At 68.4% G+C, this 11,700-nt stretch carries 13 protein-coding genes; 5 read left to right on the forward strand and 8 right to left on the reverse strand.

The window, feature by feature from the left end; translation table 11 throughout:
• Positions 1 to 348: 348 nt before the first annotated feature.
• The 4 genes from ACM6LR_RS25060 to ACM6LR_RS25075 are packed head-to-tail and all read right to left on the reverse strand — an operon-like array spanning position 349 to position 4,083.
• A complete protein-coding gene (locus tag ACM6LR_RS25060; protein ID WP_414941040.1) occupies positions 349 to 1,176 on the reverse strand; it encodes an enoyl-CoA hydratase family protein in 828 nt (275 codons plus the stop codon).
• Positions 1,173 to 1,862, reverse strand: a complete 690-nt coding sequence (locus ACM6LR_RS25065) for an SDR family NAD(P)-dependent oxidoreductase (RefSeq protein ID WP_414941039.1) — start codon at positions 1,860 to 1,862, stop codon at positions 1,173 to 1,175. The genes ACM6LR_RS25060 and ACM6LR_RS25065 overlap by 4 nt, the downstream gene beginning before the upstream one ends.
• Positions 1,859 to 3,361, reverse strand: coding sequence for a benzoate-CoA ligase family protein (locus ACM6LR_RS25070; protein ID WP_414941038.1), 1,503 nt, complete (start codon positions 3,359 to 3,361; stop codon positions 1,859 to 1,861). The genes ACM6LR_RS25065 and ACM6LR_RS25070 overlap by 4 nt, the downstream gene beginning before the upstream one ends.
• Entirely contained in the window at positions 3,358 to 4,083 is a 726-nt protein-coding gene (locus tag ACM6LR_RS25075) for a creatininase family protein (RefSeq protein ID WP_414941037.1), read from the reverse strand. Before ACM6LR_RS25075 ends, ACM6LR_RS25070 begins: the two co-directional genes overlap by 4 nt.
• Before the next feature lie 48 nt (positions 4,084 to 4,131).
• On the opposite strand from ACM6LR_RS25075, the gene ACM6LR_RS25080 reads away from it, so the two are divergent.
• The 4 genes from ACM6LR_RS25080 to ACM6LR_RS25095 all read left to right on the forward strand — a co-directional run bounded on the left by ACM6LR_RS25080 (position 4,132) and on the right by ACM6LR_RS25095 (position 8,155).
• On the forward strand, positions 4,132 to 4,953 hold the full coding sequence (locus ACM6LR_RS25080) for a PaaX family transcriptional regulator C-terminal domain-containing protein (protein ID WP_414941036.1): 822 nt from the start codon (positions 4,132 to 4,134) through the stop codon (positions 4,951 to 4,953).
• 43 nt (positions 4,954 to 4,996) lie between these two features.
• On the forward strand, positions 4,997 to 5,779 hold the full coding sequence (locus ACM6LR_RS25085) for a tryptophan 2,3-dioxygenase (protein WP_414941035.1): 783 nt from the start codon (positions 4,997 to 4,999) through the stop codon (positions 5,777 to 5,779).
• The gene (locus ACM6LR_RS25090; RefSeq protein WP_414941033.1) at positions 5,776 to 6,966 is read left to right on the forward strand and encodes a kynureninase; all 1,191 of its coding nucleotides are present in this window, start codon (positions 5,776 to 5,778) and stop codon (positions 6,964 to 6,966) included. The genes ACM6LR_RS25085 and ACM6LR_RS25090 overlap by 4 nt, the downstream gene beginning before the upstream one ends.
• A 118-nt stretch (positions 6,967 to 7,084) precedes the next feature.
• The gene (locus ACM6LR_RS25095; protein WP_414941032.1) at positions 7,085 to 8,155 is read left to right on the forward strand and encodes a Glu/Leu/Phe/Val family dehydrogenase; all 1,071 of its coding nucleotides are present in this window, start codon (positions 7,085 to 7,087) and stop codon (positions 8,153 to 8,155) included.
• 85 nt (positions 8,156 to 8,240) lie between these two features.
• Here the strand turns inward: ACM6LR_RS25095 and ACM6LR_RS25100 are convergent, their stop codons facing one another.
• From ACM6LR_RS25100 to ACM6LR_RS25110, 3 genes are all read right to left on the reverse strand, one after another.
• Positions 8,241 to 8,429: a DUF5302 domain-containing protein gene (locus ACM6LR_RS25100; protein ID WP_414941031.1), complete on the reverse strand. Its 189-nt coding sequence runs from the start codon at positions 8,427 to 8,429 to the stop codon at positions 8,241 to 8,243.
• 158 nt (positions 8,430 to 8,587) lie between these two features.
• Positions 8,588 to 8,998 (reverse strand): hypothetical protein, encoded by a 411-nt coding sequence (locus ACM6LR_RS25105; protein WP_414941030.1) that lies wholly within the window; start codon positions 8,996 to 8,998, stop codon positions 8,588 to 8,590.
• 91 nt (positions 8,999 to 9,089) lie between these two features.
• Positions 9,090 to 9,959 carry an alpha/beta fold hydrolase gene (locus ACM6LR_RS25110; RefSeq protein ID WP_414944616.1) on the reverse strand — a complete coding sequence of 290 codons (870 nt, stop codon included), beginning with the start codon at positions 9,957 to 9,959 and terminating at the stop codon, positions 9,090 to 9,092.
• 63 nt (positions 9,960 to 10,022) lie between these two features.
• On the opposite strand from ACM6LR_RS25110, the gene ACM6LR_RS25115 reads away from it, so the two are divergent.
• Positions 10,023 to 10,760, forward strand: coding sequence for a TetR/AcrR family transcriptional regulator (locus tag ACM6LR_RS25115; RefSeq protein WP_414941028.1), 738 nt, complete (start codon positions 10,023 to 10,025; stop codon positions 10,758 to 10,760).
• Between the two features lie 99 nt (positions 10,761 to 10,859).
• On the opposite strand, the gene ACM6LR_RS25120 is transcribed toward ACM6LR_RS25115, so the two are convergent.
• The gene (locus tag ACM6LR_RS25120) at positions 10,860 to 11,492 is read right to left on the reverse strand and encodes a TetR/AcrR family transcriptional regulator (RefSeq protein WP_414941027.1); all 633 of its coding nucleotides are present in this window, start codon (positions 11,490 to 11,492) and stop codon (positions 10,860 to 10,862) included.
• Positions 11,493 to 11,700: the final 208 nt, after the last annotated feature.

Here is an 11,700-nt window from a genome sequence, read left to right on the forward strand (position 1 = left end):
CCTGATCCACCACGGCGACTGGGAAGTCCAGATAGCCGCCGACGGACTACCCGAATTCATCCCACCCCAATACCTGGATCCATTGCGAAAAACCCGACGCAACACCCTCCCAGCTTGACCCGAGGAGCCCGCCAGCCACACCGGCGACGGGCCCCTCGGCATGCCCACACCCCACCAGCCTGAGCGACAACACCAAGCCCCGACGGACAACACTGGGTCAAGGCGGTCGTGAGGGGCGATTTATCCTGGGGATGAGGTTGAAACGCTGGGCGCGGGTCCGTGAAGGACTCCTTGAGGGACCCAGACCCCCACCGGAACGCCAAGTAGTCGCCTACTCGCGGAAGAGGCTCACCGACCGGTCCACTGGGGCGAACGCCCAGCCGTCCAGGCCGCATAGAACTCCCCGTGATCCTTCGCGGTCATCAGCAGGGCCTGAGTGATCGCCTCAAGTTCGATGGAACTTCCCAGGTCCATGTCCAGCTCTCGCGTCAATAGCACCTTCGTCGTGCTGTAAGCCAACGCCGGTCCGTCAGCGAGACGGCGAGCCAAAGCCGAAGCCTCGGAAGCCAGCGAGGAATCGTCAACGACCCGGGAAGCCAGCCCGATCGCCTCGGCCCGTGTGGCGTCGATCTTGTCGCCCAGCATCAGCAACTCCGTCGCCCGGCCCAGTCCGACCAGCCGCGGCAGCAGGTACGCCGAGCCCATGTCCGCCCCGGCCAGACCGACCTTCGTGAACAGGAAGGCGAACTTCGCCGAGGACGCCAGCAGCCGGAAGTCGCTGGCCAGCGCGATCACCGAACCCGCGCCCGCCGCGACGCCGTTCACCGCGGCGATCACCGGGATGGGGCATTCCCGCAGTGCTTTCACCACCGCGCCGGTCATGCGGGTGAACTCCAGCAGTTCCGCGGACTCCATCTTCCGCAGTTCGCCGATGATCTCTTCGACGTCGCCGCCGGAGCAGAACCCGCGCCCGCGGCCGGTGATGACCAGCACCCGGACGTCGCCGCGGTGCGGCAACTCGGCCAGCAGGTCGCGCAGATCCGCGTAGATGTCGAAGGTAAGCGCGTTCAGTTTTTCGGGACGGTCCAGGGTGACTGTGGCGACGCCATCGTCCACAGTGAACTCGAAGTGCTCCCAGTTCGCCGTGATCGGCGGCGTGGCGCGGAACGGGCTCATGACTGGATCCCACCTCCATCGAGGACGAGTGTCTGTCCGTTGATCGCGGCGGCTTCCGCCGCGGCGAAGAAGGCCACCGCGTGGGCGACCTCGTCGGGTTCGAGCAGGCGGCCGAGCGGGGACGCGGCGGCGAGGGCGGCTTCCGCACCGGCCTCGTCGCGGCCGGTCCGTTCCTGGATGCGGGCCACGGAGGCGGCCGTCATGTCCGTGCGCACGAAGGCGGGGCAGACTGCGTTCGCGGTGACGCCGGTGCCGGCGATCTCGGCGGCGGTCGCGCGCATCAGGCCGACGGCGGCGTGCTTCGACGCGGTGTACCCGGCCGTATAGCGGTAACCGATCTGCGCCGCCGTCGAGGCGACCGTGACGATCCGGCCGGTGTCACGGGACCGCATACCGGGCAGAACCGCCCGCGTGCACAGGAAAGCGCCGGTCGCGTTGACCTCGATCTGCGTCCGCCACTGTTCCAGCGACGTCTTCGCCAGTGGGGCACTCGCCGAGATCCCGGCGTTGTTCACCAGCACGTCCACCGGGCCGAGGCCGTCGAAGTACCGGGCGACGGCGTCCTCGTCGGTGACGTCGCAGTCGGCCCGGCCGGGGGCGTGCACCTGGTCACCCGCGGCCTGGAATCGCGCGGCGATGGCCGCGCCGATCCCGCGTGTCCCGCCGGTGACGACGACGATTCTCACTCTGCCTCCACCCGGCGCAACGTGCGCCGATCGAGTTTTCCGTTGGCGGTGCGGGGGAGTTCGGTCACGAACACCACCTCGCGCGGATATTTGTGCTTCGCCAGATGAGCCCGCGCGTGGTTCTTCAATTCTTCAGCGGTAACGGAAAAGCCCTCCGCCAGCACGACGCACGCCCGCGGGACCATCAAGCCGTCGACGGTCACCCCCAGCACCGCGCAGTCGACGACGGCGGGATGACCGATGAGGCAGTCTTCGATCTCGCTCGGCGCGACGAACACGCCGGACACCTTCAGCAGGTCGTCGACGCGGCCGTGGTGGTGGAAGTATCCGTCCGTGTCGCGGCTGAACAGGTCACCCGTGCGCAGGGTGTCGCCGTGGAACGTCCGCGCGGACTTCTCCGCGTCGCCGTAGTACTCGCGGGCGATGGACGGGCCGGTGACCTCCAGCGTGCCGATCTCGTTGTCCGGCAACGGATCACCGGTCTCATCCAGTATACGAGCGGTGTAACCGGGGACCTCGCGGCCGAGGCTGCCGACCCGCTGCGCGCCGGGCACATTGGACAGATAGATGTGGTACGCCTCCGAAGAGCCGATCCCGTCGATCACCGGGACACCGAACAGGTTGTCCCACTTGCGATGCAGCTCCGAAGGCAGCGCCTCACCGGCCGACGTCGCTAGCCGCAGCGAACTCATGTCCACTCCTGCCGCGTCCGGATGGGCGATCATCGCGCTCATCATGGTCGGCACGTTCACCAGGATCGTCGGCCGGTAGCGCTCGATCAGGGTGAACAGCAGATCGGCGGTACTGCGCTGCGGGAACACGATCCCGGACGCGCCGACACCGAACGGGAACAACGCGGTCAGATCGCGGGCGTAGCCGAAGAACAGTTTCGGCACGGCCAGCACGCGGTCGTCTTCGCGGAGTCCGAGGACGCCGAGCGCGTACCGGTCGAAGCTCTCCAGCGCGCTGCGCGCCGGGTGCACGCACGCCTTGGGAGAACCGGTGCTGCCGGTGGTGAACTTCCAGATCGCGACGTCGTCCAGCGTGGTCGGCGCGGCTTCCAGTTCGGGGGAGGCCGAAGCGACCAGCGAGGCGAACGAGTGCTCGCCGGGTTCCAGGGAAGCCTCGCCGATCACCAGCAGGTTCCGCGCCCCGGCCTCGCGCAACACGGGCAGTGTGGAGCCGTCGGCGATGACGACCGCGGCTTCGGTGTAGTTCAGGTAGTACGCGTAATCCTTGGGTTGCAGGAAGGAATAAACCTCGGCGGTGACCGCGCCGATCTTCTGCGCCGCGTACCAGACGGCCACGAACTCGATGCTGTCGTTCAGCGCCAGCAGGACCCGCTGTCCACTTCGGACACCGAGATCGCGCAGCACGTTCCCGGCCCGGTTCACCAGGGCGGCCAGCTCCGCGTAGGTCACTTCCTCGTCGCCGCACACCAGCGCCGTCCGCGCGCCGGGGAGCCGGTCGACGAAATGGGTCGCCAGGTTGAAGGTCATACCAGCTCCCGGATCGCTTCGACCAGGATGTCGGTGAGTACCGAGAAGGTCCGCTCGCCTTCTTCGGCGGTCGCCTGGGCAGGGGTTCCGCAGTAGGCCTCGGTCATCCCGGCCGAGGCGAAGTCGGTGACCCCATCGCGGGCCAGGTCGACGTGGACCGGTCGCAACTCGCGCTGAATCGTGACATCGACCAGGTCCGGCCGGTCGGCGAGCACCAGCGACGTCTCGTACTGCCCGGCGTGGCACGTGCCGGACCGGAACTCGTCGGTGAGCCGGGCCGCGTACCGGCGGCGGACGAGATCGACGAAGCCGACACCGGCGGTCTCCGCCACGCGTCGCAGCACCGCCAGATGTGCGGGCTCGAAATGGTTGTTGACCAACAGGATCTTCGGCAACCCCTGCTCGACGAGCGCGCCGCAGATGTCGGTCAGCAGCGTGTGCAGGGTGTCCTCGCCGATCGAGACGCCGCCCGCGAACCCGGCCGCGAACCGGGTCACGCCGTAGGGCACTTCGGGCAGGATCAGCACGCGCACGCCGGGGTCGCCCGCCAGCCGCGCGGCGGCGCGCTCGCACATTCCCCGTGAGATCAGGGGATCGGTGCCCAGCGGCGCGTGCGGCCCATGCGGTTCGACGGCTCCCACCGGCAGCAGCAGCACCGGAACGCGCTCACTGGACGCGAGCGCGGCCGCCTGACGCGAGCTCAAATCCGCGAAGTACGTCACTCGAATCAAGCTACACCGCAGCGGCCTGAGGTGTATAGAGTTGCCCGCATGCCCGAATCGGCCCCGCCCCACGGCGACCCAGGCCCCCAGGAACTGGTGATGACGCTGCTCGGCACCTATGTGTCGCCACGCGAGAGCCGCCGTGTCTGGTCCGGCGGCCTGGTCGGCGTGCTCGCCGGGCTGGGCTTCTCCGACGGCGCCGCGCGGATCGCGCTGGCACGGCTCGCTCGCCGCGACCTGCTCGCGAGGCACAAGGCGGGCAGGCTCGTCCACTACTCGCTGACCCGCCGCACGATCGCGCTGCTGGAGGACGGCGATCGCCGGATCTTCTCCCTCGGCCGCCGCGAACGCGAGGTCGGCCAGTGGACCGTGTTGTGGCAGAGCATCCCGGAAAGCCGCCGCCAGGCGCGGGAGCGGCTGGTGCGCCGCCTGCGTTTCCTCGGCTTCGGCCCGGTACAGGACGGCACCTGGATCGCCCCGCACGACCGCGAGGCCGAGGTGCTCACCCTGCTGGCGGAATTGGACGTCTCCGAACACGCCGGGCTGATGCTCGGCAAACCGTCGGAAGCCCTCGACGTCCGGCGGTTCGCCGGCCGGGCCTGGAACCTCGACGACCTCGCCGCGCGTTACGACGCGTTCGTCCGAGATTTCGGCGGCTGTTCAGGTGACCTGCCTGACGTCGAGGCGTTCCAGGTCCGAACCTGGTTGACGCACACCTTCCGCGCCTTCCCGTCGCTCGACCCGGAACTCCCGGTCGGGCTGGTGCCGGCTCCGCCGAGCCGGGCGGCAGCGGTCGAGCTGTTCCACGATCTTTACCGGGCGCTCGCTCCGGCGGCACAGCGCCACTTCGACGAGGTGACCGAACCATGACAGGCGACCGCGGTCGGCGCGATATCGATGGAGTGACTGAACCATGAACGACACCCAGGCCGCATTGAGTTACACGTCCTACCTTTCACTGGACGAATTACTGGACGCGCAGCATCCGAAGTCCGATGAACACGATGAATTGCTCTTCATCGTGATCCACCAAGTGTATGAACTTTGGTTCAAACAAGTTCTCCACGAGGCGCTTTACCTGCAGGAGCAGCTCGAGGCGGGTAACACCGCTCACGCCGTCCGCACACTGAGGCGGATCCTGACTATCTTCAAGGTGGTGGTCGCGCAGATCGATGTGCTCGAGACGATGACTCCGAGCCAATTCGCCAGTTTCCGTGCGCGACTCGACGCTTCGAGCGGGTTCCAGTCGGCTCAATTCCGCGTACTGGAGGCCGTCCTCGGCCGCCGGGACGAACGGGTGTTCGCGCATTACCCCGAGGGCGGTGAACAGCGTGCCGGCATCGCCGGCGCGATGTCACGGCCGTCGCTCTTCGATTCCTTCGTCACGTACCTCGCGGTGAAGGAGTACGACGTCCCGACCGGGCGCGATGTCACCAAGCCACTCGAACCCTCTCCAGCGCTCCAAGAGGTTCTACTGCGGGTTTATCGCGACGACACAGGGCCGTCGGTCGTGGCGGAGCACCTGGTCGATCTGGACGAAGGGATGCAGGAGTGGCGGTATCGGCACGTGAAGATGGTCGAGCGCACCATCGGAGACAAGACCGGGACGGGGGGTTCGTCGGGCGCGCACTACCTGCGTACGACTCTTTTCTCCCCGATGTTCCCGGACCTCTGGGCGGTGCGGAGCAAGCTTTGAGGAACCTCGACGAGCTCCGCCGCGACCCCAACGCGCTCGCGGCGCAGTACACGAAATTCGGTGTTGCGGACCGGATCCTGTTGACCGGGCACTCACACCAGGCCTGGCCTGACGTCGCGCAAGAAGGCCTTCTCGAGGCTTTCACCGACGCGGCCGAAGAGGTCGACACGAAGTGGGACAGGGCCTTCGCGAAGGCCGACGAGATGCGGGCCGGGTTCCGGGCGCTGCTCGGTGACCCGCACGGCGACATCGCGCTCGGTGCCAGCACCCACGACCTGGTGATCCGATTCCTTTCGGCGATGGACCTGCGCGGGCGTCCGCGCCTGATCACCACCGACGGGGAGTTTCACACGCTGCGCCGTCAGCTGGCGCGGCTGGCCGAGGAGGGCGTCGAGGTGGTCCGCGTCCCCTCGACTCCGGTCGCCACCCTGGCCGAACGCGTCGCGGCCGAGGTCACCGAAGACACCGCCGCGGTCCTCGTCTCGGCCGTGCTGTTCGAGACCTCCAGACTCGTACCGGGCCTGGCCCACCTCGCCGACGTCTGCCTCGCGAAGTCGGTGAATCTCGTCGTCGACGCCTACCACGCGCTCGGCGCCGTCCCGTTCGCGCTGCACGACCTCGGGCTCACCAACGCCTGGGTGCTCGGCGGCGGCTACAAGTACCTCCAGCTCGGCGAGGGCAACTGCTTCCTGCGGATGCCCGCGCACGCGCAGGAACTGCGGCCGGTCGTCACCGGCTGGTACGCCGAGTTCGGCGCGCTCGCGGACGAGCGCCGCCCCGGCCAGGTCGCGTACGCCTCCGGATCGGACAGGTTCGCCGGGGCGACCTACGACCCGACGAGCCACTACCGGGGCGCTCGCGTCTTCCGGTTCTTCGCCGAGCAAGGGCTCACGCCCGAGTTCCTGCGGGAGGTGTCACGGCACCAGGTCGGCTTCCTCGCCGAGGGGTTCGACAAGCTGGGCTTGCCAGAGGACGTCATCACGCGTGACCGGGAGGCGCCGCTGGACCGCATCGGTGGTTTCCTGTCGCTGAACTGCGCCGACGCCGGCGCGCTGCAGGCCGCCCTCGCCGAACGGGGGGTCCGGGCCGACAGTCGCGGCGCGTACCTGAGGTTCGGACCGGCGCCGTACCTGTCCGACACTCAGCTCGACTCCGCACTCCGCATCCTGGACGAAATCGTCCGCTAAGTTTGCGCTGTGGCACTGTCGCCGCCCGGATGACCTTCGCGCGGGGACCGTGCCTTGATCGAGGAACGCGCACGTCCGCCACAAGCGGCGTGCACTCCAGTGACAAGGAGTCACCACAGTGACCGAAGTGTTCGGCCAAGGTACCGGCCATGAACAGGTCGTCTTCTGCCAAGACCAGGCCACCGGCCTGAAGGCCATCATCGGGATCTACTCGACGGCGCTGGGCCCGTCGCTCGGTGGAACCCGGTTCTACCCCTACGAGTCCGAGGACGCGGCGCTCGCGGACGTCCTCGCGTTGTCGAAGGGGATGGCCTACAAGAACGCGCTCGCCGGCCTCGACCTCGGCGGCGGCAAGGCCGTCATCATCGGCGATCCCCACAAGCACAAGACCGAAGCGCTGCTTCGCGCCTTCGGCCGGTTCGTCCAGACACTGGGCGGCCGCTACATCACCGCCTGCGACGTGGGCACCTACGTGCAGGACATGGACGTCGTCGCCCGTGAATCGGAGTTCGTCACGGGCCGCTCGCCGGAGAACGGCGGCGCCGGCGACTCCTCGGTGCTCACCGCTTTCGGCACCTATCAGGGCATGCGTGCCGCCGCGGACGCCGTCTGGGGTGTCCCGGACCTCGCGGGCCGCAAGGTCGGTGTCGCCGGGGTCGGCAAGGTCGGGCACATCCTGGTCGGGCACCTGATCGAGGCGGGCGCGCAGGTGGTCATCACCGACGTCTCGCCCGCGGCGATCGAGCGCACCCGCGCGGCGTACCCCGCCGTCGAGGTGGTCGAAGACCTCGACACGCTGATCCGCACCGAACTCGATGTCTTCGCGCCGTGCGCGCTGGGCGGCGTGCTCACCGACGAGACGGTCGGCGAGCTGCGCACCAAGATCGTCTGCGGCGCGGCCAACAACCAGCTCGCGCACCCCGGAATCGACAAGCAACTCGACGACCGCGGCATCCTTTTCGCGCCGGATTACCTGGTCAACGCCGGTGGAGTGATCCAGGTCGACGACGAACGGCACGGTTTCGACTTCGCGCGGGCGAAGCGCAAGACCACGGCGATCTTCGACACCACCAAGGCGGTGTTCGCGCTGGCCAAGGCCGACGGCGTGCCCCCGGCGGCGGCCGCGGACCGGCTGGCCGAGCGGCGGATGACCGAGGTCGGCGGGCTGCGGTCGATCCTGACGGTGTAGGTCTCGCCGGGCCGAACGTAACGAACGGGACTTTCATCGCGAAATTTGCGATGAAAGTCCCGTCATCACACGTGCGTGAGGGGACTCAGCCGCTCTTGCGACGGAAGGTGCGCTTGTTCGCGGCGGGCCCGTGGGCGTGCAGGTTCTTCCCGCCGGCGTTCTCGTGGGCCGAGCCGGAGCGGGCCTGCGCCTGCTTGCGCTCCAGCGCCTCACGGAACTTGCGCTTGTTGTCGTCCTCTTCGCCATCCGCTGGGGATGGTGCCGGTTCAGTCATTGCTACCTCCGAGGTGACGACATGTGACGATCCCAGCCTGTCAGGAACCAACCCGGTTGGCGAGTCGATTTACGTCACCTGGTCGGCGCGGGCAGCTGGACGGGGCCGTGCGGATGGTGCACGACGTGCGTCAGGTGGCGGGAACCGCCGGGCCCCCTTCAGGTCGAAGGCGTGCGGAAGGCGCTGACCTTGAACGTTGGCGGATCCTTCACGACCGTCGTCGCGATGGTCGTCGCGCGCTGAAGCCAGCGGCCGCGTTGTGCCGCTCCGGCGAGTGCGCCGGTCACCGTCGCGCCCGCGAAAACGACAGCGGCGAGACCTGTCTCGGCGGAGAATTCGAGCGCGCCCAGCGTCCCGGCGGTGAATCCCGAATGGACACTCCAGGCGATCACCGCCGTCCCGCCCGCGGCGGCCGCGGTGGTCACCACGCCGGCCACGAGCACGACGAACCCCAAGGCCGCCAGGGAAAGGCCAGGATGTCGGGCCGAACCGAGCAGACCGGCCACCGACGCCGCGGCGACGACGGAGACACAACCGAACGGGAAACCGAAGCACTCGGGATTCCTCATCCGTTCAGTCAACTCCGCGTCACCGGCCGTGTCGTGCGCGTGAACGGGTTCCCTACGCGGACGCCGAAGTTCTTGACGAAATTTTGTCGCGTCAGACCTTGCGCGCGTGCTCGATGATCGCGTCTGCGATCGCGGACCACAGCTGCCGTGGCAGTTCGTGTCCCATGCCGGGGAACAGCAGCAGTTCGGCGTCCGGGATCGCCTCCGCGGTCGCCTTCCCGCCGCTGACGTTGATCAGCGGGTCGTGCTCGCCGTGGATGACGAGCGTCGGGACGTGGACCTCGCGTAGTTTCGTCGTGCGGTCGCCCGAAGCGACGACGGCGGCCGCTTGCCGCAGCCCACCCGCCGGGTGGTTCGCGCGGTCGTGGTTACGGGCAGCCTTCATCCGCAGGAACTCGTCGTCCGAAGGGTGACCGGGCGAGCCCACGAGCTTGAACCACGCGACGCCGTCTTCGATCGCCTGCTCGCGGGTGGCGGCGGGCGGGCGCGTCAGCCCGGCGAGGGCCGACGGCTCCGGATGCCCGACCGAGGGGTCCCCGGTGGTCGACATGATCGACGTCAGGCTGAGCAGCCGCTCCGGTGAATCGATCGCGAGCTGCTGCACGATCATCCCGCCCATGGACGCGCCGACGACGTGCGCGCGCTCGAAGCCGAGCGCGTCGAACAGGCCGGTGACGTCGGACGCGAGATCGGACAGCAGGTACGGCGCCGTGTCCAGGTCACCGGCCGCGAGGGCGGCCAGGTCCGGCGCGGGAAGGTCGTCCAGATAGGACGACAGGCCGATGTCGCGGTTGTCGAACCGGACGACGTGGAACCCGCCCTCGGCGAGCAGTTCGCAGAAGCCGACCTCCCACGTGACCAGCTGGGCGCCGAGCCCCATCACCAGGACGAGTGGCGGGTTCGAGGGGGAGCCGAAGGTGTCGTATTCGAGTTCGAGGCCGTTCACACGCGCGCGGGGCATGCGCTGATCCTCCCCGGATGTCCCCCGCCGTGCCACCGGCCGAATGCGGATACGGTAGCCCGCATGCCGACTTTCTCCGAAGACGCGGGTTCCCGGCCACGGTCGCGCGCGGCTTCCGGACGGCAGGCGGTCACCAAGGAGCGGATCGTCGACGCCGCGCTGGAGCTTTCGGCCGAATCCGGCTTGGAGAACTGGACGCTGCGGCAGCTCGCGGCCGCTGTCGACGCCTATCCCGCAGTGGTCTACCACCACGTGGGCGACCGGGACACCGTCGTCGTCGCGGTGCTGGACCGGGTGGTCGGCGAATTGACCCTGCCCGACGAGACCCTGCCGTGGCGGGCCTGGTTCGACGAGTTCCTGCCCACCGTGCGGACCGTGCTGCGCCGCTATCCCGGTTCGGCGCGGCGGCTGGCCCTGTTCGGGCCGTCGGTCGCCGCGGCCGTGCCGACCATGAACACCGGTATCGGCCGCCTGCTCGCGGCAGGCTTCGGTGCCGAGTCGCCGTTCGCCTACAACTTGCTGCTCGCCACCGCCTGCCAGTTCGTCGCGATGGAGGACGACCGCGAGAGCGCGATGGCGCTGCAGCTCGACCGGTCCGAGGGGTATGCGGCGTTTCGCACCCGCGAGGACCTGCCGGGGATGGCGGCGCTGGGGGAGTCGATCGCTGCGCTGATCGCCGATCCCGATCTCGCGGCCGGCTACTACGAACGTCTCTACGCCTACGCGGTCGAGTGTTGCCTTGACGGGCTGGAGCACCGGCTCGCCCAGCTGGGGGCTCTCGAAAGTTTGACAGAGCCGTGACAGTGAATCGGCGTAGTGTGGAGGAATACCGGTGCTCGTCACCGGTCATGAAGCCCCTGGCACCCACCTCCCCCTCGAGGTGCCGGGGGCTTCTCCCCGTCAGCTTCGCGGTGCCGCCCGCTGGATCTCGGGGAAGACCTCACCGACCAGCGTGACCAGCGACTTGCTGAGCAGCGTGTGCACCTGCTCGCGATTGAGCGAACCGCGCACCAGCCATTCGCGGCCCGCCGCCTTGACCATTCCGCCGAACGCGCGGACCAGCGCGTTGAGCTCCTGCCCGTGCTCGCTTTCGCGGGAGAGACCGACCGCTTCGAGCACCCGGTCCGCCGATTCGCGATCGGCCTCCTCGAGGATCCGTTCGACTTCGAGGTCCCTGCCGATGCCCTCGGGCGCGATCGCGGCCAGCCACATCTTTTCCTGGCTGGTGACCATGTCCAGGAACCAGTCGATGGCGACGTCGGCGCGCAGATCGAGCGGGCCCTCCGGCAGGATCTCGACCGCGAGCCGCGGCACGGTCAGCGCCCGCCGGATGATCTCCAGGTAGAGTTCGCGCTTGGTGCCGAAGTAATGGTTGATCAGACCCCTGGCCACCCCGGCCTCCGCCGCGATGTCCGATGTGGACACTTCCGAGTACGGACGGGCCCCGAAAAGGCGGGCCGCGCAGGCGAAGATCTGTTCCTTACGCTCGTCCGGTTCCAGTCTCCGCCATCTCGGCGCCGGCTCGGTGGTCATACGCCCAATCTTCCCACGATCGATTCAGTCCGGCTGGACGGTCACGGAAGTCCTTTCGTCATCTGAAAGCGCAGTGACATTCAAAAGCAAAGTGTCAGTTAATCCGGCGTGTACCGTCCGTTGGCCCGCTGGTCTTTACCGTCTTCTTTCAGGTGGCATGCCGTGCGCGCTGTCGGGGCGCGTTTGCCTCCTACCGGCCCGGCCTGGC

It is taken from the genome of Amycolatopsis sp. cmx-11-32 (assembly GCF_047608695.1).
Lineage (GTDB): Bacteria > Actinomycetota > Actinomycetes > Mycobacteriales > Pseudonocardiaceae > Amycolatopsis.

Bases quoted from the DNA above. Each gene is read 5' to 3' on its own strand.
- ACM6LR_RS25060 (WP_414941040.1), bottom strand. From the start codon at position 1,176: ATGAGCCCGTTCCGCGCCACGCCGCCGATCACGGCGAACTGGGAGCAC.
- ACM6LR_RS25070 (WP_414941038.1), bottom strand. From the start codon at position 3,361: ATGACCTTCAACCTGGCGACCCATTTCGTCGACCGGCTCCCCGGCGCG.
- ACM6LR_RS25080 (WP_414941036.1), top strand. From the start codon at position 4,132: ATGCCCGAATCGGCCCCGCCCCACGGCGACCCAGGCCCCCAGGAACTG.
- ACM6LR_RS25085 (WP_414941035.1), top strand. From the start codon at position 4,997: ATGAACGACACCCAGGCCGCATTGAGTTACACGTCCTACCTTTCACTG.
- ACM6LR_RS25100 (WP_414941031.1), bottom strand. From the start codon at position 8,429: ATGACTGAACCGGCACCATCCCCAGCGGATGGCGAAGAGGACGACAAC.
- ACM6LR_RS25105 (WP_414941030.1), bottom strand. From the start codon at position 8,998: ATGAGGAATCCCGAGTGCTTCGGTTTCCCGTTCGGTTGTGTCTCCGTC.
- ACM6LR_RS25110 (WP_414944616.1), bottom strand. From the start codon at position 9,959: ATGCCCCGCGCGCGTGTGAACGGCCTCGAACTCGAATACGACACCTTC.
- ACM6LR_RS25115 (WP_414941028.1), top strand. From the start codon at position 10,023: ATGCCGACTTTCTCCGAAGACGCGGGTTCCCGGCCACGGTCGCGCGCG.
- ACM6LR_RS25120 (WP_414941027.1), bottom strand. From the start codon at position 11,492: ATGACCACCGAGCCGGCGCCGAGATGGCGGAGACTGGAACCGGACGAG.